Source organism: Humibacter sp., from assembly GCF_051954055.1.
Taxonomy (GTDB): domain Bacteria; phylum Actinomycetota; class Actinomycetes; order Actinomycetales; family Microbacteriaceae; genus Humibacter.
In genome coordinates this window covers 71,285-94,070 of sequence record NZ_JBQCIE010000147.1, presented here as the reverse complement: position 1 = coordinate 94,070, position 22,786 = coordinate 71,285, and the positions used below count along the sequence as shown (strand labels likewise).

Below are 22,786 nucleotides of genomic sequence, written 5' to 3'. Positions count from 1 at the left end.
CGTCTCGTAGCGCCACACGCGAGACCGTACGCCGACGGTCAGCGATGTCGCGCTCCTGGACAACTTGCCTAGTCGCCCATGGCCGGGGAATGGGGCGCAAGACGGTGTCGACGATGCAGCTGCGTCCTGCGACATGTCGTGACGAAGGAGACGTACTTCGGCGCCATATTCCGTACGCGCTACGGCCCTATTTCTGTACGTGCTGCGGCTATGCCGGCGCGCCGGCCTTGGGGGGTTCGGGGCCGTTGTGCTTGAGGCGGGGCCCCACTGCGGCGTGCTCATCCGGTGTGTTGTTGTACGTGTTCCCAGGTGGTGCTTTTGGGGTGGAGGGGTATCGGTGGCAGGTTCATCTCGGGCGGCGGTATCAGCTCGTACTGGGTTCCTCGTCTGCGGATTCTCCAGTGGTTGTTGTGCAGGTTGAGATGATGAAACTTGCAGAGGCTGACTCCGTCGGCGATGTCGGTTCTGCCGTGGTGTTCGGCGTAGTTGTCGATGTGGTGGGCTTCGGTTTGCCAGGGTGGTCGGTCGCAGCCGGGCCAGAGGCATCCGCCGTCCCGGGCGCGGAGGATGACGCGTTGGGCGGGACTGAAGAGTCTGCGGGTTCGGCCGAGGTTGAGGGCGCGTCCTGACCGGTCGACGGTGATCGGCACGACCCCGTCCGTGCAGACGGTCGCCTCGACTACGGTGTGCGGGACCGCGAACGCGGAGCCTTCCAACTGCCCGTGCTGCTGGTGGCGGCGGTCGGCGTGGGTGCTGGTGTTGCGTGCGGCGACGCTGGCCGGCGTGCCGGACTGGTCGTGCTGCTGGTCGCCGCGGTCGGTGCCGGTCGTGGCGGTGCCGGTCGTGTCGGTGGCGGTTGTGTCGGTGTCGTTGGTGTTGATGACGGTGATGACGCGCACGGCGGGCCGGTCACCACGGAAGGTGGTGCTGGTATTGCAGGCGGCGCCGTCGTGGAGCACGGCCAGGAGGGTGTCGAAGGCGAGTTGTTCGTTGCTGCGTGGATCTTCCAGTAGGCGTTGCGCCCAGTCGACGTCGTCTTTCGTGGTGAAGCGGGGTCCGCCACGGCGGGGGCTGAGGGCGAGGTCGAACAACTGGGTGAGGAACACACCGGAGTCGTCGTCGCAGACCGCGTGCAGGTTCAACGCCCCGTCCCGGTCGTGCCAGGTCTTCAGGGAGCGGCGTTCGTACCGTTGCGTGTACCGTTCGGCGATGCCGTCGGGGTCGATCCGGTCCCGCACTTGTCGGGCCCGCCGCAACAGGTCCTCATGCAACGTGGCACCCTGCCCGTGTTGTGCGGTGGCGTAGTCGACGAGTTCGGCCGCTGCCGCCCGTCGCGCTTCGACGCTGCACGAGTCCGAGACGGCGTCCAGGGTGCGGAGGATGAGATGCCCGTTCTCCGTGGACAGGGTCCCGGACATGATCGCCGCCGCCACTGGCTGCTGCCACGGCACCACCTGCTCATCCGGAGTGGGCTCCTGGGTGGGTGCTGGAGTGTCGCCGTCGCCCTGGGTGGCGCCTACGTCGGTACCAGCTCCTGTACTGCTCCCAGTGGCACCGTTCTCACTGGTGCCCGCATCGGTGCCGCCGTCGCTGCCGGTGATGCTGCGTTGTGCGGCGTCGGTCTCACCGATGAGCTCGCCGACCTTCACCTGCCGGGCCGCTTCGCCCTTGGATTCCCCGGTGAGGGACTGCACGAACTGGATCACGGTGCGGTGCCCACGACGTTGCGCCAACCCACCGTGCCCAAGGGCACGCTCGGAGCGTTTCGCCGCTTCCCCGGCGGCGACCGTGATCACCCGGTCGAACTCCGCCCGCCCGGAAGCGGCTCGCGACAGCAACGCTTCCAGTTCCGCATCGGCCAGCTGATGCACCACCTCCACCAGTGACGGCGCGGAAGCGGAGGGCGCGGAAGCAGAGCGCCCCGATAGCGGCGCTGATTCGCTCGTCGACGCGACGCGGTCGGCATCGGCGTCGCCGGGTTGCTGCAGGATGGCGCACACCATCGCGGTCATCTCGGGGAGCCGTGTGAGGTGGAATGCCATGCTGTCATCCTACCCCGCCATTCGAACAAAATACCGAGACAGGGATAACTCGCCAAAGCACATCCTGGGGGCGGAAAGACCACAAAAGCTACGCTTGACGGACGATAAATAGAAGAGAACTTCGAGACTGTGCACCTCTCGGCGGTTCCCAGCCGAACCCCCAGCGCCGCACTCTATGTTGAACTTCATGCGCGACCTCGACTGGGACGGGTGCCGGAACATCCGGGACCTCGGCGGCCTCCCCACACCGCTCTCGCCCACCGGCGTCACGATCGAGGGCCGCGTCGCGCGAGGCCCACGCCGTGAGCTGCTCACGGATGCTGGCTGGACCGCCGCCCGCGGCTGGGGCCTTCGTTCGGTCGTCGACCTGCGGAACGAGGGCGAGATCGGTCGTCGTGAGACCGATCCGGTGGTCGAGTCGCTCGACGCACTCTGCATCGTGCACGCGCCGACCGAGGACCAGAGCCATCCCGAGTTCCAGGCCGTGTGCATGCCGATCCTCGACTCGCCCGAATACTGGCAGCACAACCTCCGCATCCTGCCCGGCCACGTGCGTGGCGCGCTCGCCGCGATCGCGGGCGCGAGGCCCGGCATCCTGATGCACTGCTCCGCCGGACGAGACCGCACCGGCATGATGAGTGCACTCCTGCTCGCGAACGCGGGGGTCAGCGCCGAGGACATCCTCGCGGACTACGCGACCTCCGTGCGGGCCATGGCCAGCACAGCCTCGCACAGCGCACCTACGGACGACAGGCAGGCATCGTGGACGCCCGCGCAAGTGGACGCCTGGCTCGCCGAAGTCGAGCCGCACGTGCGAGCATTCGTGGCCGACATCGACGAGACGCTGGACCGGCTCGCGGTGGATGTTCCGACTCGCAGAGGGCTGCGCGACCTGTTGACCGAGTCGAAGGACTGTTCGGGCACCGGAAACGGCCGCTGCGCGATGGCCGGCCGGCCCCGCCCCTGACGGACCGCCGCCCACCCCTGACAGGATGGACCGGTGCTCTATCCACCCGAAAAGCGAGTCCTCGACGCCGCGCTGCGGCAGTCCGAACAGCTGACCGGTAATCCCAACCACACCGTGGCCGCAGCGGCCATGGACACCACCGGACGCATCTTCACCGCAGTGAACGAGTACCACTTCACCGGCGGTCCGTGCGCCGAGCTGGTCGTGCTCGGCGTCGCGGCAGCGGCCGGAGCCGGACCGCTCACGACCATGGTGGCCGTGGGCGACGAGGGGCGCGGCGTGCTCGCGCCGTGCGGGCGTTGCAGGCAGGTTCTGCTCGACCAGCACCCCGACTGCTTCGTCATCGTGCCGCAAGGCGACGACCTCACGACTGTCTCGATCCGACACCTGCTTCCTTACGCGTACGCCTGGCCCGAGGCGAGCCAGGAGCGCTTCATCCGCTTCAATCCGCGCTACTACGACGCCGTCGCATCCGGAAGCAAGACCGCGACGACCCGCTTCGACGACCCGTGCGCCGTGGGGTGCGCCTGGCTCGTGTTCGAGTTCGACGACGGCTACCAGCGACTGCCCGGAGTCGTCGAATCGGTCGAGACGAAGCGCCTCGACGAGCTGACCGACGAGGACGCCCGCCTCGAGGGCACCGGAACCGCCGACGACCTGCGTGCCGGGCTTCGTGGACACTACCCGGGCATCCCGGATGACGCGGCCGTCGACCTCGTGCGCTTCCACGTGCGGTAAGCGCAACGCCGCGTACCCTTGTTCCATGCGTTCCCTGCGTTCGACTTCGTGGTGGTGGCTGCAGTAGCAGCCGGTTGACGCATGTTCGCGGGCTGCACGGCAGCCCGCGTTCACTTCGCGCCGTACCCGTCCGTGCAGCCCTTCTCGTGGAGGGATGTCAGATGGACTCATTCGTAGCGACGCGTTCGCGGATGCCTGCACTGGAGGAGCGCATCCGTGCGAATCCTTCGGCGTTCCGGATGCTCACCGGCGAGCGGCCGACCGGCTTGCTGCACCTCGGTCACTACTTCGGCACGATCAGGGAGCGGGTGCGATTGCAGTCGCTCGGCGTCGAGACCTTCGTCGTGCTCGCCGACTATCAGGTGATCACCGATCGCGACACGGCAGCGAGTGTCGGAGACAACGTTCGGGAGGCGGTTCTCGATTACGTGGCAGCCGGTCTCGATCCCGACCGAACGACGATTTTCACGCATTCGGGGGTCCCCGCGCTGAACCAGCTGCGTCTTCCGTTCCTGAGCCTCGTCACCGAGGCGGAGCTGAGGCGGAATCCCACCGTGAAATCCGAGCAGCTCGCGTCGGGCAGAGCGCTGAGCGCACTGATGCTGACGTATCCCGTTCACCAGGCCGCGGACATCCTGTTCTGCAAGGGCAATCTCGTTCCGGTCGGCAAGGACAACCTCCCGCATGTGGAGCTCACCCGCACAATCGCGCGCAGGTTCAACGACCGGTACGGCGCCGTGTTCCCGGAGCCGGACGCGCTCGTGACGGACACCCCAGAGATACCCGGCCTCGACGGACGCAAGATGTCGAAGAGCTACGGCAACGCGATCGCGTTGTCCATGACTCCGGACGAGACCGCAGCGACGATCAGGCGCACCCGCACCGACAACGACCGCCGCATCATCTTCGACCCCGCAGGCAGGCCAGGGATTGCGGGATTGCTCTCGACCGCCGCGCTCTGCACCGGCTCCACCCCGGAGGCTCTCGCCGACGAGCTCGGCGACAAGGGGAGCAGCGCGCTCAAAGACCTGGCGATCGAAGCGGTGAACGCCTTCCTCGCGGACCATCGCGCGCGCCGCTCCGAGTTCGCCGCGCAACCCGGACTCGTCGACGAGATCCTCACCGCAGGCAACCTCCGCGCCAATGCGATCGCCGACGCCACGCTGGACGAGGTCCGAGACCACATGGGCATGGCGTACGCGAACCGTCAGGAGCCGGTCCTGCCCACACGGCCAGCCGGCTGAATAATGGACCCGTGGATGCCTGGAACGAGCAGATCGCCGGAGTCGTCACGTTCCCGGATGGCACTCGCGTGCGCGGCAGGGGTCTCCACGAAGGGGCGCCGTCCGGTGAGTTGACGCCGCAGTTCGGTCTGTACCTCACGGGCAAACCGCACAGGGAACCAGACTGGGAGTGCCTGTGGGTGCACTGGCCCGACTTCCGTCTGCCGCACTCCACAGCTGAGGCGATCGGCGCGCTCGCCGAGGTCTTCCGCCGCGCCGCGACGTCGAAGGTCGAGATCGCCTGCGACGGCGGCACGGGCAGAACCGGCTCAGCCATGGCGATTCTCGCGCGGCTCAGCGGTGTGCCGAGCCGGGATGCGATCGCCTGGGTCCGCGCGAACTACCGGCCGCGCGCCGTCGAGACGTTCCGGCAGCGACGCTGGGCGGAGCGCACGCCGATCTGAGGCACCCGGTGCCCGGGGGTCACACCGCCGTCGCGACCAGCACGCGCGGGCTGCCCGGCACATCCACGTAGCGCTCGAACGCCCAACCGGCGTCGGCGAGCCAGGACTTCACGGTCTCCTCCGGCCACACCTCGGTGCCGTCGAAGTTGAAGTACTCGGCGGCGTGGCGGGCATCCAGAGCACGCTGCTGCGGCAGCGAGTCGAGGAAGAAGTCGAAGACGGCGAGGGTGGCGCCGTCGGATGCCGACTGCCGCAGGTGCTGCAGGATCTGGCGGTTCTCGGCATCCGTGAACCGGTGGATGACGTGCACCGCCAGCACGAGGTCGTGCTCGCCGCCCGGGACCGCGGTCACGGTGTCGCCCGCCTCGACGGTGACGCGGTCGGCGAGTCCGGCCTCGGCGACCGCTGCCGTGAGTATCTCACTGGACTCCGCCGGGTAGACGAAGCGTACGGTCGCCTCGGGATTGCGCTTCAGGAGTTCGATGGACCATCCGGCGGTGAAGCCGCCGAAGTCGAGGATGGAGCGCTTGCCCGTCGCGTCGAACGCCTCACCGAAGGCGCGCGCGTGCAGCCCGTTGTACTGCATCACGCCGGCCATGAACATCGCCCAGCCGGCCTCGTCGAAGTCCAGTGTCCCGCCCTCGTCGGCGTCGACCGTGTGGCGGTAGTGGCCGAACGCCTCGAAGCTGCCGAGCTCCAGGAAGTTCAGGAACGCACCGAGGTCGTTCTCGCCGCCGGTCAGGTACTCGGCCGCGTCGTCCGTGAGCTCGTAGCGACCGTGGCGGCGTTCGAGCAGTCCGGATGCGGCGCATCCGTCGAGCAGGATGCGCACCTGCCGCTCGGATCGTCCGGTCGCGGCCGCGACCTCCGCCGGGGTGTGTCCACCGTCGGCGACTGCGCGGAACAGGCCGATGCGTGCGGCGTTGAACAGCTGCTTGGACGCCATGTAGCCGGTGGCGACGTCGAGGATGCGGGTGGGGTCGGCGGTCATGCTGCTCTCCTTTGAGAAGGGATGTGGTCGTGATCGGGTCTTGATACTCTACAAGTGTGGAAAATAGAACGACAAATGGCGCGAGCACGGCCCTTGTGGCGGTGCGCACGTTCCCCCGTGCCAACCCGGTTCTGCTCGTGCACGGGCTGGCTTCGGATGGCGCGGCCGACTGGGAGGCATCCGGATTCGTGGATGCGCTCGCCTCACATGGTCGCGGCGCGATCGTCGTCGACCTGCCCGGACACGGCGAGGGTCCGGCGCTCGCCCGCGGGGAGGCGACGACCGGCACGATCGTGCGCGCGCTCGCCGATGTCGTGGATGCCGCACAACCGGTCGTCGAGGCGGGAACGCAGCCGACCGGCGGCGCCGCTGACCACCAGGGTCGCGACGCAGAACGACACGGCGCACTCGACGTCGTCGCCTACTCGATGGGCGCTCGGCTCGCCTGGGCGCTCGCCGCGACCGGGCGCGTGCGTCGGCTCGTGCTCGGCGGGCTCAGTCCCATGGAGCCCTTCGCGGCGCTGGATGCCGACGCGCTCGCCGCGATCGTCGCGGGCGAGCGGGAGCCGGCCGATCCGCTGCACGGCATGTTCGCCCAGCTGCTCGGGACCCCGGGCATCGATGCGCCGAGCGTCATCGCGCTGATGGAGGGTCTCGGTGCGGAGCCGTTCGACCCGGCGCAGGACGTGCCGATGGTGCCCACGCTGTTCATCTCCGGAGTGGACGACCCGGTGGCTCAGGGTGTCGACGAGCTGGCGGCGAGTGTTCCCGGCGCGAGGCTCGTGCGCGTGCCGGGCGACCACCACGCCGCGCTGCACTCGCCGCAGTTCCGCGATGCGGCCCTGGAGTTCCTGGCTTCGTAGCCCCGCATCCGCGCCGGCTCTGTGCCGCAAATCGGAGACACGCCGGTCGCGACCGTCGAGATCACGCTATCCACGTCGCGCGTTCGGCGTGTCTCCGATTTTCCGCACGGTGGCCGTGCGGAAGTGGGTGTCAGGTCCAGGTGCCGTCGGGGTTCACCACCCGATCCACCCAGAGGTCCGTGGCGGCGGCAGCCAGCCGGTCCGCGCCCACGCGATCGAGTAGGTCGAGCGCGCCCAGAGCATCCTCGAACTGCGCGAACGAGCTGACGCCGAAGAGCACGTTGGCCGTCGCTGGGTTCGCGAGGCAGAAAGCGATGCCGAGCTGGGCGGGTGTGGCGTCAAAAGACGCGGCGAGGTCCCGCACCCGCGGCCACGACGCGACGATCTGTTCGCGGACGCCGCCGACATCCGCCCCGATCTTGCGCTCCGGGCGTGTCTTGCCGGCCAGGATCCCGCCCTCGAAGACATCGGACGCCTGCAAGGCCAGCCGCCCCTCCGCGAACAGTCGTCCGTAGAACTCGCCCTCGGCCATGGAACGCCGCGCGAGGCTGTATTTCAGCTGCGCGAACGTCGGGGGAGTGAGGCCCTCGGCCTCCGCGAAGTCGAGCGCCAGGAGCGCCTCCTCGTACGGCCAGTTGTTGATGCCCCAGTGCCTGAATCGCCCCGCGTCGATCTCGGCCTGCACGTCGAGCACGACCTGGCGCATGTCGATCGGCTCCAGGTGGTCGCCCACGACCACGTAGTCCGCCGCGTCGATGCCGATGCGGTCGAGCGAGTCGCGCATCCAGTCGGCGAATGCCGTGTTCGGGTAGTCCCAGAGCCAGAGCTTGCCGCAGACGAGGTAGTCGTCGCGGCTCAGCCCGGCCTCGCGCACAGTCTCTCCGAAGAGGATGTCCGTGCGCGCGCCCTCCGCATGTGGCCCGAGGTTGTAGTTGCCCACGTCGAAGAACGCCGCACCCACCGCACGCGCTCGCCGCACCAGGGTGACGGCGGTATCGCGCGACATGCGGTCCCACGTGTTCCAGGATCCGAGCGCGAAAACGGGCACCCGCTCACCGGACGGCCCGAGGATGCGCGTGGGAACGGCTGCGATGGCGGTTGACAGGGCTTCGTCGGATGTCACGACGTCTCCAGACTCATCGATGAGCGTTTTTCTACGCTTGTATAATAACGGATGACGAGCCGATCGGCTCGAGACCCGAGCACCGTTCCGAAGGAGTCGATGGTGAGCACACGCACGGTCTTGATCACGGGAGGAGCGGGCGGCATCGGCCGATCCCTTGCCCAGGCGTTCCTCGAAGCGGGCGACCGCGTGGTGCTGGCAGATCTTCCGACCTCGAACGTGTCCGCCGTCGCCGACGAGCTGGGTGCGGGCGCGCTGGAGGTCGACATCACCGATCCCGACGCCGTGAGCGCCGGCGTGCGTGACGTGGCCGAGGCGCACGGACCGATCGAGGTACTTGTCAACAACGCGGGCATCCTTCACCTGCACGGGGACGTGATGTCGCTGGCCGTCGCCGACTACGAGACGACCGTGCGGGTGAACATCCTCGGCACGTTCGCCGTGACCCAGGCTGTCGCTCGGCACATGGTCGAGGCGGGCATCGGTGGCACGATCGTGAACATCTCATCGATCGGCGGTCGGCAGCCGACGCCGGGAATGGGTGCGTATGAGACGACGAAGGCCGCGGTGGATGCGCAGACCAGGTGGGCGGCGATCGAGTTGGCGGCGCACGGCATCCGCGTGAACGCCGTCGCTCCCGGTCCGGTCGACACGCCGATGATGAAGGCAGGGATGCCGGCGGGCTCGCCGATGCGCGAGGCGTGGCTGTCGCGCATCCCGCTGCGACAGCTCGCCGACCCGGCGCAGGTGGCGGCCGCTGCGGTGTTCCTGGCGTCGGACGCTGCCACCGACATCACCGGTGTGAGCCTCGCCGTCGACGGCGGCCAGCTGCTCGCCTGACGCGCGACGCCACCGCGTCATCCCCGCGAGACTGCACGCCCACCCCGAAACAGCGGGTAATACCCACCTTCTCGGGGCGGGCGTGCAGTCTCGGCGGAGTGGTGGGCCTTCAGGCGCCGGCCTCCACGGGCTCGCTCGAGGCGTCGAAGACGACCTCGCCGCCGAGGTACGTGCGCTCGACGGCTACGCCGGGCATCCCGGCCGGTCCGACGTCGTCCGGATCTGCGGAGAGCACCACGAGATCGGCCACCTTGCCGGGCTCGAGCGTGCCCTTCCACGCCTCCGCGTGGTCCTGCCACGCAGGCACGGCGGTGTAGCGGCGCAGCAGCTCGTGCATGCGGGCTCGCGGATGCTCGGCGGGGCCGAGCAAGCGGTCCGCGGCCGCGATCTCGGTGCGCCAGTCGGGCGACAGTACGGGCGCGTCGGAGCTGAGCGTGGCATTCACGCCACCATCGATCAGCGCGGGCAGTGGCCATGGCGCAGCCCCGACCTCCGGCGGGAATGCGGCCGCAGCCCACTCACCAGTGAACGCGGCGATGCCCGCCTGAAGGGTCGCGCCCATGCCGAGCCCGGCAAGTTCGGGTACGGTCGTCGGTCGCAGCATGTCGGCGTGCACGAGGTAGTGCCTCAGATCGGCCGGGCGCTCCGCCATCGCATCGCGCACCGCGTCGACGACGAGGTCGATCGTGCGGTCGCCCGTGGCGTGCACGGCGACCTGGAGGCCCGCGTGGTGGGCGGCACGGATGACCGTGCGCAGGTTCGCCTCCCGCTGCGTCTCGTGTGCTCCGTCGATGAGCAACTCGCCGTGGCTGCCGTCGACGTAGCCGCCGTGGATGTACGCGCTGCGCATCGGCGGGATGCCGTCGCCGAACACCTTCACCCCGGCGATGCGGAACCGTTCGGGGTGCGGCGTCGCGATGCGGGCGGACTGGATGCCGGCGAGGATGTCCTCCGTGCGGCTCGCCCCGTCGACGAGCCCGAACAGCAGCAGAAGGTTCACTCGCGCGCGCAGCAGACCCTCCGCGTCGAGCGCGCGGTAGGCGTCGAGAACGGCGGATCCGAAACTGCCGGTGGTGCCGGCATCCTCTCCCGGTCCGATGCCGGGCTCCGTGTAGCTCGTGATCCCGAGCGAGGCGAGCAGCTCGCCGGCGCGCAGCAGGGCTGCGCTGCGTTCGGCATCCGTCGACACGAGCGGGCCATCGGGCGCGCCGCCGCCGAACACCGTGTGCGGCCAGAGCGCGCCGAGCCACGAGGCATGCAGGTGCGAGTCGTTGATGCCAGGCAGCACTGCGCGGCCGTCGAGCTCGACCACGGTGGTCGCCGGACCGATCAGCGGCTCGAGCTCGGTGACGGAACCGACGGCGAGCACGCGTCCGGAGCGCACCCCGATCGCCTCGCCCCTGGTGTCGGCCGGGTCGAGCACGTGCACCCGGCCGCCGCGCAGAACCAGGTCGGCGGAGGCAGCGTCATCGATCACGGATTCCTCATCTCGGGTGCGTCCCGGAGCTGTTCCGGGAATGTCAACGCATGTAGACTAACGCACGTGAATCTTCCCACCACCACCCGAGCAGCGGTGCTCGTCGAGCATGGTGCCCCCCTCCAACTGCAGGATCTGCCCCTTCCCGAGCGCATCGAACCGGGCGCTGCGCTGGTGCGCCTCGTGTGCTCCACGCTGTGCGGCACCGACATCGAGATCTGGGAAGGCAGGATGTCGTTCCCCGGCATGCTGCCGATGGTCCTCGGCCACGAGATGGTCGGCGAGGTCATCGCGGTGGGCGAGGGAGCGCACGACGCGCTCGGCCGTCCGCTCGAGCTCGGCCAGCGGATCGGATGGTCGGAATCCGTTTGTGGTCAGTGCTACGGCTGCACCGTGCTGCGCGAGCCGGTGTTCTGCGAGCACCGCGGTTACGGCTTTCTGCAGCGCAGCGACAAGCCGCCGTACGCGACGGCCGGCCTCGCCGAGTACGCGTACGTCACGCCCGGCGCGCAGAAGCTCATCCTGCCCGAGACGGTGAAGGATGCCTGGGCCGCCATGGCAGGATGTGCCGCCAAGACCGTGCTCCGCGGCTTCGACCGCGCGGGCGGCGTGCGCACCGGCGACACCGTGGTCATCCAGGGATCGGGCGCGCTCGGCGTGTTCGCGACGGCCGTCGCGCGCATCAGCGGCGCCGCACGCGTGATCACCGTCGGCGGCCCCCAGAGCAGGCTGGAGGTCGCCGAGCGCTTCGGCGCCGACCACACCGTGAACATCGAGCTGGGCAGCGCGGGCGTCGTCGAGCGGGTGCGCGAACTTACCGGGGGAGTGGGCGCGAACCTCGTGATCGACCTGGCAGGCGCACCGAGCGTGGGATCCGAGGCGATCGAGATGGCTGCCCCGCGCGGCAGGTTCGTCGTGATCGGCAGCACGGGACCGGTCGGAGCGCCCTTCCCGCTCTCTGCAGTGATGGGCAAAGAGCTCACGATCGTCGGCTCGATCAACGGCGACGTCAGCGACTACGTGCACGCCATTCAGTTCTTCGAAGCGTTCGCCGACCGCTTCGACTGGGACGAGCTGTTCGGCACCCCCGTCGGGCTCGGCGAGGCGTCCGCTCGCATCGCCCACATGCACGACCAGACCGAACTCAAGGCGGTGATCGACCCCCGCCTGCCATAAGCCGCCCCCACCGCCGGTTGAGTAGCCGGCCGAAGGCCGGCGTATCGAAACCACCCTGCGATTTCGCGAAGGAGCGAACATGACCAAGACCGTCCCGCGGCGCGCGCTGGGAGCATCCGGCATCCAGGTGCCCGCCCTCGCGCTCGGTTCGTGGCATACGTACGACCGGATGGACTTCGAAGACGCCGTCGAGCTCGTCGGCACCGCGATCGAACGCGGCGTGAACCTCTTCGACGTCGGCGTGTACGGGTTCCCCGGCGCGCAGCCGCCCGCGATCACCGACGTGCTGTTCTCTGCAATCATCCGCGGTGTCGGCGTGCGCCGAGAGGACTATCTGCTCAGCGAGAAGGTGTGGACGGATGCCTACGACTCCGGCTTCCGCACGCAGCTCGAGCGCGCGCTCTTCCGCGTCGGAACCGAGCATGCGGATCTCGTCGTGCTGGGCGACATCCACCGAGACGACATCACCATGCACGACATCGCGCAGGCGATGCAGGAGCTCGTGGATGTCGGCCTCACCCGCGCCTGGGGCGTGAACAACTGGTCAGCCGCGAACATCGCCGAGCTGCGGCGCATCGCCGCCGACGAGGGGCTCGTCGGTCCGGTGTTCGCGCAGCTGAAATATTCGGTCGCGCGTCGCTCGATCCCCGACGGCGCCCCGTTCGCGAAGCTGTTCGACGACGGGTTCGTCTTCGAGGCATCCGATTGCCTCGAGGGCGGCTACCTCAGCGGCAACACGAAACCGTCCCGAGAGGTCGGACGCGATCCGGGCGGCGTCCGTGCGGCACTGCTGGAGAACCTGCCCGGATACGTCGCGCTTGCCGAGGAGCTGCAGACGACGCCGGCGCGGCTGGCGATCGCGTTCACGCTGACGCATCCGGCCAACGTGTCGACGCTGTTCGGCGCCACGAAGCTCGCGCAGCTCGACGACGACCTGGCCGCGTTCGACCTCGTCGACCGCCTCGGCACCGACCGCATCCGCTCGGCCGTCGACCCGTACTGGGCCGACCGCGACGTCGTCGACCCCGCCGGTCCCTGAGCGCCGATACCCACGCGATGATGAAGGAGTCACGGATGTCGGACCTCGCCTACGATCCCCTGCCGCCGGTCCCGTACGACCCGGCCCTGCTGGCCGGCATGGAGCTCATGCGGCAGACGTTCGAGCCGTTCCCGCTGCACGCCGACACCATCGTGGCCAGCCGTGAGCACGTCGAGCGGATGATCGGCAGCGACCCGGGTCTGCTCGTAGGCGAAGCGCCGGTGCGCACGCGGGAGGTGCGCATCTCCAGCAGGGGACCGAGCGATCCGGAGATCGCCATGACGATCGTGAGCCCGGCCGAGCCGGCGAACGAGGTCCCGGGTGTGTACGCGATCCACGGTGGGGGCATGGTGCTCGGCAACCGCGGAATGGCAGTGGCATCCGTCATCCCGCCCGTCGTCGAGTTCGGTGCCGTTGCGGCTTGCGTGGAGTACCGGCTGGCGCCGGAGCATCCGTGGCCCGCGGGCGTCGAGGACTGCTACACCGGGCTGACCTGGTTCGCCGAGCACGCGGCGGAACTCGGCGTCGATGCGCAGCGCATCCTCGTCATGGGGTCGTCCGCCGGAGGCGGGTTGTCGGCGGCCGTCGCGCTCCTCGCCCGCGAGCGCAAGGGCCCGAAGCTGCTCGCGCAGTTGCTGGATGCTCCCATGCTCGACGACCGCAACACGTCGCCGTCCACGAGGCAGTACGACGGGCTCGGCCTCTGGGATCGCAACAACAACGACACCGGCTGGGGCGCGCTGCTCGGCGACGCCGTCGGTACGGATGCCGTGCACTGGTCCGCTGCACCGGCCCGCGCCGAGGACCTTGGCGGGCTGCCTCCGACGTATATCGAGGTGGGCGCGGCGGAGATCTTCCGCGACGAGGCCGTCGACTACGCGTCGCGCATTTGGGCGGCCGGCGGCGACTGCGAACTGCACGTGTGGGCGGGAGCGCACCACGGCTTCAGCGGCTTCTCCCCGGACTCTCTAGTCGGAGCAGCGGCGAACGATGCGCGAGCGAACTGGCTGCGCCGCGTCCTGACTCCGCCCCACCCCGCTGGTTGAGCCTGTCTTCCGCCGGTTGAGCTCGTCGCAACAGCCCCGGCACCCGGATCCTCGCGCGTACGATGTGGCCATTCCCGAAAAGGAGAGGTCGACGATGACGTTCTTCGACGCCGCCCAATGGGACGGCAAGCTCTACAGCGGCGGTTGGCGAGGCCGCGCATCCGTCAGGGAGATCGTCGAGCCGGCCACGCAGTCACCCATCGGCACCTTCGCCCTCGCGGATGCCGCCGATGTGAGCGATGCGGCACGTCGTGCCGCGGCAGCGCGGGAGACGTGGGCGCGGGTCAGTCCCGACGAGAAGGCGGGCATCCTCCGCCGCGCAGCCGACCTCGTGAACGCGAACGCCGACGTGCTGGCGACGTGGCTGATGCGCGAGGCGGGCAGTGGCCGCGGCAAGGCGGAGTTCGAGGTCGGACTCGTCGCATCCGAGTTCTATAGCGCCTCGGCGACGGCACTTGTGCCGTACGGACAGCTGCTGCGCAGCGGGAGGCCGAGGCTCAGCATGGCCCGCCGCCGTCCGGTCGGCACGGTCGGCGTGATCTCGCCGTTCAACTTTCCGGCCATCCTCTCCGCGAGGTCCGTTGCGCCGGCACTCGCGCTCTCGAACGCCGTCATCCTCAAGCCCGACCCTCGAACGACGGCGTCCGGCGGTCTGTTCCTCGCGGCTGTGCTCGAAGAGGCGGGGCTGCCCGACGACCTGTTCCACGTGCTGCCAGGCGGGCGCGAGGTGGGTGCTGCGATTGTGGAGGAGCCGGGCATCCGGGTCATCTCGTTCACCGGCTCCACTGCGGCGGGCCGGGTGATCGGCGAGCAGGCGGGTAGGCTGCTCAAGCGCGTGCATCTCGAGCTGGGTGGCAACAACGCGCTCGTCGTGCTCGACGACGCGGACGTGGATGCCGCCTCCTCGGCGGGCGCGTGGGGATCGTTCCTGCACCAGGGGCAGATCTGCATGACTACCGGGCGCCATCTCGTGCACGAGAACCTCTACGACGAGTACGTCGACCGGCTGACCGAGCGCGCGTCCCGGCTTTCGGCGGGGGACCCGATGTCCGGCGCTCCGCTCGGGCCGATCATCGACCGGAACCAGCTCGAGAAGGTGCACGGCATCGTCCGTGACACGGTGGATGCCGGCGCCACCCTGCGTACCGGCGGCACGCACAGCGGCCTGTTCTATCAGCCCACGGTGCTCGCGGATGTGAGCCCGGAGCATCGCGCGTTCACCGACGAGATCTTCGGTCCGGTCGCACCCGTTACCAGGTTCTCGACCGTGGACGAGCTGATCCAGCTCGTCACCTCCTCCGAGTATGGGCTGTCACTCGGGATCCTCTCCGCGAATCCGTTCCGGGCGCTCGAGCTTGCCGAGCGCATCCCCTCCGGCATCGTGCACATCAACGACCAGACGGTCGACGACGAGGCGATGGCGCCGTTCGGCGGAGTAGGCGCCTCCGGCACAGGAGCGCGCTTCGGCGGACACGAGGCGAACATCGAGGCGTTCACCGAGACACAGTGGGTGACGGTGCAGGGCGAGATCGCGCAGTACCCGTTCTAGACGGGCAGTCCGTCGAAGCACCCTTGCGGCCTGCGGTTCACGCCCGACGCGCTGTACTGTGCAAGATGTGCTGCTGGGGATCATCGTGCTGTGTGTGGTGTCGATCGCGGTCGCCGTCGGGATCACCCTCTGCGCGGCCGGCGTGATTCGGCGTAACCCGTGGATCGGCATCCGGATCCCCTCCCTGTTCGCCTCGGACGAGGCCTGGAAGGCCGGCCACCGTGCGGCGGTTCTTCCCGTTGTGTGCAGTGCCGTGGTGAACGTTGTTCTCGCAGTCCTCGCGTTGACCGTGCTGCCGCCTGCGCCCGGTTCTGTGCTGCTCTGGGTGGTCCTGGTCGTGCTGATCGCCGGCACCGTCATCGGTGCCGTCGTCGGCGCCCGCGCTGCCAACCGAACCCCGGCAGCCTGAATTTCGCTTCGGCCACCTGCGGTCGCTCAGCCGACCGGCACGCCCATGCGGGCGAAGAGGTCCTCGATCATGCCGTCCAGGATCTCCGGCGTCACGAACTGCGGACCGATCGCACTGAGCACGGTGGCACCGACGTTCAGCAGGATGATCTCGTGCACGAGCTCTTCGTCGGAGGTCGACGTCGAGATGGCGCCCTGCTGCCGGCACTGCTCGATGAGTGCCTTCAGGTCGCGGTGCCAGCCGGTCAGGTGGCCGTCGTACGAGTCACGGATGACCTGAGACGAGAGCCCCCGCTCCCAGAACGCGAGCAGAACACGGGCCGACTTGCGGGCATCCTCGTCCATCGGCATCGTCGCGCGCACCAGGGCGCGCAGCGCGTCGATGCCCTCCAGCCCCTCGGTCGCCTCGTTCAGGCGCGCGATCACCTCGTCCATGGAGCGCTGGTAGGCGCCCATGATGATCTCGTCCTTGCCGGGGAAGTAGTGCTTGAGCGCTCCGTTGGCGAAGCCCGCCTCCGCTGCGATCTCACGCATGGTCGCGGCCTCGAGCCCGCCCTTCACGATCAGCCGCCAGGTGACGTCGATGATCTCCCGGCGCCGTTGGTCGTGGTCGATCGCCTTGGGCATGTCGCCTCCGTTCGCCTGGCCGACGTGTGTCGTCAAGTGTAGACGCACGTCGGTCCGGCATCCGGTGCGCAGGCTAGACGCGCGACTTGTGGTTCGAAGGTGCCTCTTCAGGCCCGTTTAGCGGCAGGTTCGGCCCATAACTTCGGTTGCGGGGTCTCAGCAGCAGGCGCACGCCTCGTCGCCGCAGCTGCACGCGCCGTGCGCCTGCGATGACTCGGGGATGTCCATGGCCGGGTTCACGTCGCAGAATCCGTACGGCTTGAACCAGAATCCGGCGTAGTCGACGGGCATGATCGGCCAGTCCTCGGGGCGCGGAATGTGTGTGAGGCCGAACGTGTGCCAGAGCACGAGGTCCGCGCCGTCTAGCGGGCGGTCGTCGGCGATGTATTCGGGCAACCCGGATCCCCCGGCGTGCGCATTGGGGTAGCGGCCGGCAGGCCAGCGCTCGTCGCGGTCGTACGCCGTGCCCCACAGGTGCTTGGTGGCGAACGCGGCACGCGCGGCGACGGATGACGCGGGGTCCGCCATCAGCAGCGCCGTCGGCGCGGGGATCAGGTGATACGCCGTCGGCTTGCTCAGGTAGTTGGTGCGTGTCGTGGACTGCACCTCCCAGACCCGGGCGACCGACGTGTCGGCCTCGCGCACCGCCTGCTTCTCGCTCGCCAGCGGCGTCTGCGTCCAGGTGAACGCGTTGCCGAACGGGTTCTGGGCGCCCATCGGGATGCGCGCGGCGTCCACCTCGACCAGCCGGTTGCTCTCGCCGTCGATCGCCACGTCGAGGCGGGCGCAGAACAGGTGCTGGTGCACCGGCGCGAAGGCGCCAGGCGCGATCTCGGTCGCGTGCGCGTTGTCGGATCCCGGATGCCCGCCGCCCACGAACACGATGCCTGTCGCCTTGGCCTCCACCTGGATCGACCCGTCGAGGTAGAGGTACCAGTAGAAGCCGTAGTCGTAGTTGCCGATCGTGGCGAAGTACGACACGACGAGCCGTCGCGAGCGCCGCACCTCGGCGTTCCCGGCGAGGTCGGTGTGCTTCCAGAGGATCCCGTAGTCCTCCTCGTGCATGCACACGACGTTCGGGATCTTCACGGCGTGCCCGCGGTCATCCGCGACGTAGCCGTCGAAGTAGTGGATGACGCCGAGGCAGTCGCAGCCGAGCTCCAGCGGGTTCGCGTTCTTGCCCAGCAGGTACTCGCCGGCGTCGAAGTAGCTGATCCAGAACCGGGTCGGCGTGGTGTCGCCGTACGGCACGACCATCTCGGGGATGCTCGCCCGCGTCAGCACCGAGCGGTCCTGGAAGCGCACGTCGCTGAGCACGAGACCCTCGCGGGCGTTGAACCCGACGCGCAGCGACCATCCCTCCCACTCCACGTGCGACCCGTCGACCGTGAAGCTCGGACCCTCCGGCTGCGTGATCTCGATCGGCTTGAGCGACTCGCGGGCCGGCCCGACGGCATCCGCCGTGTAGTTGCCCGACCCGGCGGGCACGGGGATGTCGCCCTCGTCCTCCACCCGGATCACGCGGTTCTCGACGAGATCGATGTGCGCGATGAGCCCCTCGACCGGATGTGCCCACGGCGAGTCGTTCTCGAAGTCGCGCAGGAACGTGAGCGAGCGGATGACGCGTCGTCCGATCTCGTCGCTCCTCCCCGTGAATCCTGGTGCGAGCGGCGAGCAGAACGCCAGCTCCATGCGGTCTTCGAGCCCGCGCCGGCGCATCGCAGCCTGCCACAGGGGCGACGCCTTCACGAGCGACTCCGCCCGCTCGTACTCCTCGAACAGGTACTGCGGCTGACCGTACGGCTCATGCGCCGCGTCGTGCTCGCGCACTCGGTCGACGCGGCAGTGCGTGACCGAGACCACGGCCTCGGTCACGGTTCCCGTCGTCGCATCGAGCAGCGTGACGTCGACCCGGCGATCGATCTTCTCGCCCGGATGCCACGCCTTCAGTTCGTCCTTCGTCGGCTCGTCGGGCAGCAGCATGGGCACCCGCGTGGTCTCGGTCACGAGTCCGGCGTCGACGAGGATGCTCCTGGCAGCGTCGATCTCCTCGCCCGTCAGCGGGTCGAGAGGATGCGGAGTGCTTTCGATCACCGCGGCGGGCGGCTTGACGGATACGTGCTCATGCGCCATCGCGATAGTCTTCCAAATTCTGTGCAGCGACGGCCGGGAATCCCTCCACCCGTGCGGCGCGTGGCCGAAGCGCTGCGCGCTCGGGCAAGTACACGCCGAACCACGAAATGGCCGCCGCCGCGCTCATGGCCGCGATGGTGGATGCTCGGCGCGATCGCGCACAGCAGCGACAGCACCGCGAACGCCGCGACGCCGATCGTGAGCGGCCTGCGCCGTCCGTACCTGTCGCTCAGCGGGCCGGCGATGAGCTGGCCGACACCGAGGCCCATCATGCACGTCGACATGGTGGCCTGGGCGAGCGGATTGGATGAGCCCGCGGCGGGCTCATCCGGGCCGCCGGAGGCCTCGGTTTCGACGATTCGGCGGGCTCGGGACGGGACGAGCTCAACCGACGGAGAGGACGCGACGCAGCCACGACGCCCGGGCTGCGAGCGCCGCCCGGGCGATCTCGCTGCCCGGCATGTACATGTCGAAGCCGTGCGCGCCTCCCGCCCACACGTGCAGCTCCGCCTGACCACCGGTCGCCCAGATGCGCGAGGCGTACTCCACGTCCTCGTCGCGGAACATCTCGGCGGCGCCCACCTCGATGAACGCGGGCGGAAGCCCGGACAGGTCGGCTGCGCGCGTCGGTGCGGCGTACGCGGGGGCATCCGCCGAGTAGGCGAGCTCCTCGCCCAGCACGCACGACCAGGCCAGCAGGTTGAGTTCGCGCTGCCACGTTCCGATGCCGTCGTACTGCAGGCTGGAGATCGTCGAGTTCGTGTTGTCGAGCATGGGGCACAGCAGCAGCTGCCCGGCCATTCTCGGACCCTTGCGGTCACGGGCGAGCAGCGCTACGGCCGCGGAGAACCCTCCACCGGCGCTGCCGCCCATCACGACGATGCGGTCGGGGTCGACGCCGAGGCTCCTGGCGTTCTTGGCCAGCCACAGGAATCCGGCGTAGCAGTCCTCGACGCCGGCGGGATAGGGATGCTCCGGCGCCAACCGGTACTCGACGTTGACGCCCACGACGCCCAGCTCGTCCACGATGTCCACGACGCGAGCCGCCTCCCAGGAGCGGTGACCCACGATCATCCCGCCGCCGTGGATGTTGTACACGGCGGGCAGGGTCTCGCCCTCTCGCCCGCGCGGGCGATAGATCGTCACCTCGAGGTCCGGTGCGCCCGCCGGTCCGGGGATGACACGGTCCTCCCAGTCGATCACGCGCTCGCCGATGACGGCGTCGTTGTCGGGGAACGCCATCGCGGGCCCGCTGCGCAGCGTCTCGCGCGTGAGCGGCGGCTGCGCCGGAAGCGCGTCGAGCACCGCGGCAACCTGAGGGTCAAACGGTACAGGGGTGTGTTGCGGTTGTCCGCTTGCGGGGGCAGTGGGCATGGCCATCCTTCCGTTATTCCACAATCGTAGACGTACGTTGCTCGGTCGGGAAGACCCGTTCGGCACGCGACGCGTCCAGCGGGACGGACGCGCAGACCGGGCGCTTCGAAGACGGTGCGAGATGATGGATCGCCGTCCGCAGCCCAGGTGCGGATCGAGCCACCTGCCCCGGACCGAGAGGAGTCGCCGTGAGCCGCAGCGACCGGATGCACGCCGTCACAGACGAGACGGCCGTGCTCGTCGACGCCGTGCTCGCCTACGCGAGGGAGCGGATGCTCTCCACCACGACTCCGCTGGATCACACCGCCACCGAACTGGAGTTGCGGGAGCGCTCGGGGCGCACCGTCACCGAGGACGGCATCGGTGCGGAACGAGCGCTCGAGGTCTTCGCCGACGTGCTGGCGCCGGCGTGTATCACGACGGACCACCCCGATTACCTGTCGTTCATCCCGACCGCGCCGACGAAGGCGGCGACCGCGTTCGATCTCGTCGTGTCGGCCACGGCGGTCTACGGAGGATCGTGGCTCGAGGGGTCGGGCGCTGTGTACGCGGAGAACGAGGTGCTCTCGTTCCTCGCCGCGGAGTTCGGCCTGCCCGATAGCGCCGGGGGCGTGTTCGTGCAGGGCGGCACGCTCGGCAACCTCTCCGCGCTGGTCGCGGCGCGGGAATCGGCGGTCGCACGGATCGGCGATCCGGGCGGCAGATGGGTGGTCGTGTGCAATGCGGAGGCGCACTCGTCGATCGTGTCGGCGGCAAGGGTGATGGATGTCGACATCGTCACCGTCGATCCCGGTCCGTCCGGCAGGCTGACCGGTGAGGCCATTCGGCCGACTCTCGAGCGCCTCGGCGACCGGGTGTTCGCCGTGGTCGCCACGGCGGGATCGACCAACTTCGGCATCGTCGACGACATCGCATCCATCGCCGCGCTGGGGGACGAGTTCGGCTTCTGGCTGCACGTCGACGGCGCGTACGGGCTTGCAGGGATGCTCTCCCCTCTAGCGCGTCCGTTGTTCGCGGGCGTCGACCGAGCGGACTCGCTCATCGTCGATCCGCACAAATGGCTGTTCGCCCCGTTCGATGCGTGCGCACTGATCTATCGCGATCCCGAGGCGGGGCGCCGGGCCCACACCCAGCACGCGGACTACCTCGACACGCTCACCGAGGCCGCCGAGTGGAGCCCGTCCGACTATGCGGTGCAGCTCACCCGTCGCGCTCGCGGCCTTCCGCTATGGTTCTCGCTCGCCTCGCACGGTGCCGGCGCGTACCGGGACGCCGTGACGGCATCCATCCAGCTCGCACGGCGCATCGCCGGCGAGATCGAGTCGCGCGACGGCTTCCACCTGGTGCGGGAGCCTCAGCTCTCGGTCGTGGTGTTCGAACGCGACGGATGGTCGAGGGCGGACTACGACGCGTGGTCCGCCGGTCTGCTGCGCGATCAGCGGGCGTTCGTCGTGCCGAGCTCGCACGCTGGGCGGCCGAACACGCGCTTCGCGATCCTCAACCCGCGCACGACGTTCGAATCGCTGGTGGGCATCCTCGACACGATGGATGTCTGACGGTCGATTCAGGTCGCAGTTTTTGTCGCATCGTCGCCGCCTTAGCGACAAAAACTGCGACCTGAAGCTAGCACCTACCCCTTCGCGCGACGCGGCGCGCGCTTCGGCGCAGGGGTCGCGGTCTCCGGCTGCGGCTTCAGTCGGACGAGCTGCGTGGTGCTGCTGTCGTCGAGCTCGGCGATCTCCGGACGGGACTTGATGAAGTCCGAGAACGACCGGTAGCCGAGCTGTTTCTCGCTGAACGACGGGTCCATGCGTTTGATCTGCGACTTCACCGCCGAGGAGTGCAGCCAGTCGGAGTCGTCCTTCTCGTGCCCGATGCGCAGTGCTCGGTCGAGGAGCCCGGTCGCCTCCTCCTGCGGATCGCGGCCCGCCTCCTCCGCGTCGTCGAGCTCGGCGGGCTCCGGAGAGGCGGTGCGCTTCGGCGTCTTCGTGGTGGACTTCGACTTCGGTGCTGCTTTGGATGCCTTCGCCGCGGCCCCTGCAACGGCATCGTCCGCAGTGGCCGGCGCCGATGCTTCGGCGGGCGCGGCGGCACGCGCCACTCCGGGCAGTGCGTCGTACGTGTAGAACTCGTCGCACGCCGCGGCGAGGGTGCGGCTGGTGGATCCCGCGACGCCGATCCCGACCACGTAGCGGCCGAGCCGCTTGCAGCGCTGCGCGAGCGGCACGTAGTCGCTGTCCCCGGCCACGATCACCACGTGCGTGAGGTCGGGCAGGCGGAACATGTCCTCGACGGCGTCGACGGCGAGACGGATGTCCGCACCGTTCTTCGCGTACGCCGCGGCCGGGAACAGCTGCACGAGGTCCACCGCGCGGCCGACCAGCTGGTGCCGGTACTCCGCGTTCACCGGTGCCGACCAATCCGCGTACGCCCTGGTGAGCACCAGTGTGCCGAACGACGCCGCGAAGTCGATCACCGCTCCCACGTCGACGGTGGATGCCTCGAGTTTCGCCGCGAGCGAGGCATCCGTCGACTCGGGACCGTTCGAAGCATCGAACTGCCGAACCCGGTCGCGCTGGAACGAATTGCGGCCGTTCACCTGGTCGTAGCGCGAGATGACGATGTTGTCGAAGTCGATGTAGACGGCGACGCGGCTCTCGGTGGTGTCGGCCATGGGCATCCTTCCGCTGGCCACGGCGTGGGCCG

The 22,786-nt window shown here is 69.1% G+C and carries 21 protein-coding genes; 12 read left to right on the top strand and 9 right to left on the bottom strand.

The genetic code is table 11. The features are described 5' to 3' along the window. Positions 1–278: 278 nt before the first annotated feature. The gene (locus tag ACTHNC_RS19295) at positions 279–2,042 is read right to left on the bottom strand and encodes an HNH endonuclease signature motif containing protein (RefSeq protein WP_440296253.1); all 1,764 of its coding nucleotides are present in this window, start codon (positions 2,040–2,042) and stop codon (positions 279–281) included. A gap of 187 nt (positions 2,043–2,229) precedes the next feature. Here ACTHNC_RS19295 and ACTHNC_RS19290 point away from each other — a divergent pair, with 187 nt between their 5' ends. The 4 genes from ACTHNC_RS19290 (at position 2,230) to ACTHNC_RS19275 (ending at position 5,434) form a co-directional block, all read left to right on the top strand. Next, entirely contained in the window at positions 2,230–3,009 is a 780-nt protein-coding gene (locus tag ACTHNC_RS19290; RefSeq protein WP_440296252.1) for a tyrosine-protein phosphatase, read from the top strand. A 33-nt stretch (positions 3,010–3,042) separates the two neighbouring features. After that, positions 3,043–3,747 carry an ASCH domain-containing protein gene (locus tag ACTHNC_RS19285; protein ID WP_440296251.1) on the top strand — a complete coding sequence of 235 codons (705 nt, stop codon included), beginning with the start codon at positions 3,043–3,045 and terminating at the stop codon, positions 3,745–3,747. Between the two features lie 161 nt (positions 3,748–3,908). Beyond that, a complete protein-coding gene (gene trpS / locus ACTHNC_RS19280; protein WP_440296250.1) occupies positions 3,909–4,991 on the top strand; it encodes a tryptophan--tRNA ligase in 1,083 nt (360 codons plus the stop codon). 11 nt (positions 4,992–5,002) lie between these two features. Beyond that, a complete protein-coding gene (locus ACTHNC_RS19275) occupies positions 5,003–5,434 on the top strand; it encodes a protein-tyrosine phosphatase family protein (RefSeq protein ID WP_440296249.1) in 432 nt (143 codons plus the stop codon). A 19-nt stretch (positions 5,435–5,453) separates the two neighbouring features. Here ACTHNC_RS19275 and ACTHNC_RS19270 read toward each other — a convergent pair whose 3' ends face one another. Continuing rightward, a complete protein-coding gene (locus tag ACTHNC_RS19270) occupies positions 5,454–6,425 on the bottom strand; it encodes a methyltransferase family protein (protein WP_440296248.1) in 972 nt (323 codons plus the stop codon). Between the two features lie 56 nt (positions 6,426–6,481). Between ACTHNC_RS19270 and ACTHNC_RS19265 the strand changes: the two genes are divergently transcribed. After that, positions 6,482–7,288 (top strand): alpha/beta fold hydrolase, encoded by an 807-nt coding sequence (locus tag ACTHNC_RS19265; protein ID WP_440296247.1) that lies wholly within the window; start codon positions 6,482–6,484, stop codon positions 7,286–7,288. A 130-nt stretch (positions 7,289–7,418) separates the two neighbouring features. On the opposite strand, the gene ACTHNC_RS19260 is transcribed toward ACTHNC_RS19265, so the two are convergent. Then, on the bottom strand, positions 7,419–8,411 hold the full coding sequence (locus tag ACTHNC_RS19260; RefSeq protein ID WP_440296246.1) for an aldo/keto reductase: 993 nt from the start codon (positions 8,409–8,411) through the stop codon (positions 7,419–7,421). Positions 8,412–8,510: 99 nt separating this feature from the next. Here ACTHNC_RS19260 and ACTHNC_RS19255 point away from each other — a divergent pair, with 99 nt between their 5' ends. Continuing rightward, positions 8,511–9,251: an SDR family NAD(P)-dependent oxidoreductase gene (locus ACTHNC_RS19255; RefSeq protein ID WP_440296245.1), complete on the top strand. Its 741-nt coding sequence runs from the start codon at positions 8,511–8,513 to the stop codon at positions 9,249–9,251. A gap of 109 nt (positions 9,252–9,360) precedes the next feature. Here ACTHNC_RS19255 and ACTHNC_RS19250 read toward each other — a convergent pair whose 3' ends face one another. Beyond that, positions 9,361–10,728: an amidohydrolase gene (locus ACTHNC_RS19250; RefSeq protein ID WP_440296244.1), complete on the bottom strand. Its 1,368-nt coding sequence runs from the start codon at positions 10,726–10,728 to the stop codon at positions 9,361–9,363. Between the two features lie 66 nt (positions 10,729–10,794). On the opposite strand from ACTHNC_RS19250, the gene ACTHNC_RS19245 reads away from it, so the two are divergent. From ACTHNC_RS19245 to ACTHNC_RS19225, 5 genes are all read left to right on the top strand, one after another. Beyond that, positions 10,795–11,904: a zinc-binding dehydrogenase gene (locus tag ACTHNC_RS19245; RefSeq protein WP_440296243.1), complete on the top strand. Its 1,110-nt coding sequence runs from the start codon at positions 10,795–10,797 to the stop codon at positions 11,902–11,904. 79 nt (positions 11,905–11,983) lie between these two features. Continuing rightward, the gene (locus ACTHNC_RS19240; protein WP_440296242.1) at positions 11,984–12,943 is read left to right on the top strand and encodes an aldo/keto reductase; all 960 of its coding nucleotides are present in this window, start codon (positions 11,984–11,986) and stop codon (positions 12,941–12,943) included. Positions 12,944–12,978: 35 nt separating this feature from the next. Next, positions 12,979–13,989 (top strand): alpha/beta hydrolase, encoded by a 1,011-nt coding sequence (locus ACTHNC_RS19235; RefSeq protein WP_440296241.1) that lies wholly within the window; start codon positions 12,979–12,981, stop codon positions 13,987–13,989. A gap of 94 nt (positions 13,990–14,083) precedes the next feature. Continuing rightward, on the top strand, positions 14,084–15,538 hold the full coding sequence (locus ACTHNC_RS19230; RefSeq protein WP_440296240.1) for an aldehyde dehydrogenase family protein: 1,455 nt from the start codon (positions 14,084–14,086) through the stop codon (positions 15,536–15,538). Between the two features lie 67 nt (positions 15,539–15,605). After that, positions 15,606–15,947 (top strand): SdpI family protein, encoded by a 342-nt coding sequence (locus tag ACTHNC_RS19225; RefSeq protein ID WP_440296239.1) that lies wholly within the window; start codon positions 15,606–15,608, stop codon positions 15,945–15,947. A 26-nt stretch (positions 15,948–15,973) separates the two neighbouring features. Here the strand turns inward: ACTHNC_RS19225 and ACTHNC_RS19220 are convergent, their stop codons facing one another. The 4 genes from ACTHNC_RS19220 to ACTHNC_RS19205 form a co-directional block, all read right to left on the bottom strand. Further along, complete coding sequence (locus ACTHNC_RS19220; RefSeq protein ID WP_440296238.1) at positions 15,974–16,573, bottom strand: TetR/AcrR family transcriptional regulator; 600 nt, start codon at positions 16,571–16,573, stop codon at positions 15,974–15,976. Positions 16,574–16,729: 156 nt separating this feature from the next. Beyond that, positions 16,730–18,706 carry a primary-amine oxidase gene (locus ACTHNC_RS19215; protein WP_440296237.1) on the bottom strand — a complete coding sequence of 659 codons (1,977 nt, stop codon included), beginning with the start codon at positions 18,704–18,706 and terminating at the stop codon, positions 16,730–16,732. Then, on the bottom strand, positions 18,664–19,065 hold the full coding sequence (locus ACTHNC_RS19210; protein WP_440296257.1) for an MFS transporter: 402 nt from the start codon (positions 19,063–19,065) through the stop codon (positions 18,664–18,666). Before ACTHNC_RS19210 ends, ACTHNC_RS19215 begins: the two co-directional genes overlap by 43 nt. A 25-nt stretch (positions 19,066–19,090) precedes the next feature. Then, positions 19,091–20,011, bottom strand: a complete 921-nt coding sequence (locus ACTHNC_RS19205) for an alpha/beta hydrolase (RefSeq protein WP_440296236.1) — start codon at positions 20,009–20,011, stop codon at positions 19,091–19,093. Between the two features lie 275 nt (positions 20,012–20,286). Here ACTHNC_RS19205 and ACTHNC_RS19200 point away from each other — a divergent pair, with 275 nt between their 5' ends. Further along, the gene (locus ACTHNC_RS19200) at positions 20,287–21,636 is read left to right on the top strand and encodes a pyridoxal phosphate-dependent decarboxylase family protein (protein ID WP_440296256.1); all 1,350 of its coding nucleotides are present in this window, start codon (positions 20,287–20,289) and stop codon (positions 21,634–21,636) included. 74 nt (positions 21,637–21,710) lie between these two features. Here the strand turns inward: ACTHNC_RS19200 and ACTHNC_RS19195 are convergent, their stop codons facing one another. Beyond that, positions 21,711–22,754, bottom strand: coding sequence for an NYN domain-containing protein (locus ACTHNC_RS19195; RefSeq protein ID WP_440296235.1), 1,044 nt, complete (start codon positions 22,752–22,754; stop codon positions 21,711–21,713). Positions 22,755–22,786: the final 32 nt, after the last annotated feature.

What these genes read in the sequence shown, in the direction of transcription:
- ACTHNC_RS19195 (WP_440296235.1), bottom strand. Translation starts at nt 22,754, where the DNA reads ATGGCCGACACCACCGAGAGCCGCGTCGCCGTCTACATCGACTTCGAC.
- ACTHNC_RS19240 (WP_440296242.1), top strand. Translation starts at nt 11,984, where the DNA reads ATGACCAAGACCGTCCCGCGGCGCGCGCTGGGAGCATCCGGCATCCAG.
- ACTHNC_RS19290 (WP_440296252.1), top strand. Translation starts at nt 2,230, where the DNA reads ATGCGCGACCTCGACTGGGACGGGTGCCGGAACATCCGGGACCTCGGC.
- ACTHNC_RS19230 (WP_440296240.1), top strand. Translation starts at nt 14,084, where the DNA reads ATGACGTTCTTCGACGCCGCCCAATGGGACGGCAAGCTCTACAGCGGC.
- ACTHNC_RS19200 (WP_440296256.1), top strand. Translation starts at nt 20,287, where the DNA reads ATGCACGCCGTCACAGACGAGACGGCCGTGCTCGTCGACGCCGTGCTC.
- ACTHNC_RS19295 (WP_440296253.1), bottom strand. Translation starts at nt 2,042, where the DNA reads ATGGCATTCCACCTCACACGGCTCCCCGAGATGACCGCGATGGTGTGC.
- ACTHNC_RS19235 (WP_440296241.1), top strand. Translation starts at nt 12,979, where the DNA reads ATGTCGGACCTCGCCTACGATCCCCTGCCGCCGGTCCCGTACGACCCG.
- ACTHNC_RS19270 (WP_440296248.1), bottom strand. Translation starts at nt 6,425, where the DNA reads ATGACCGCCGACCCCACCCGCATCCTCGACGTCGCCACCGGCTACATG.
- trpS (WP_440296250.1), top strand. Translation starts at nt 3,909, where the DNA reads ATGGACTCATTCGTAGCGACGCGTTCGCGGATGCCTGCACTGGAGGAG.
- ACTHNC_RS19215 (WP_440296237.1), bottom strand. Translation starts at nt 18,706, where the DNA reads ATGGCGCATGAGCACGTATCCGTCAAGCCGCCCGCCGCGGTGATCGAA.
- ACTHNC_RS19220 (WP_440296238.1), bottom strand. Translation starts at nt 16,573, where the DNA reads ATGCCCAAGGCGATCGACCACGACCAACGGCGCCGGGAGATCATCGAC.
- ACTHNC_RS19255 (WP_440296245.1), top strand. Translation starts at nt 8,511, where the DNA reads ATGGTGAGCACACGCACGGTCTTGATCACGGGAGGAGCGGGCGGCATC.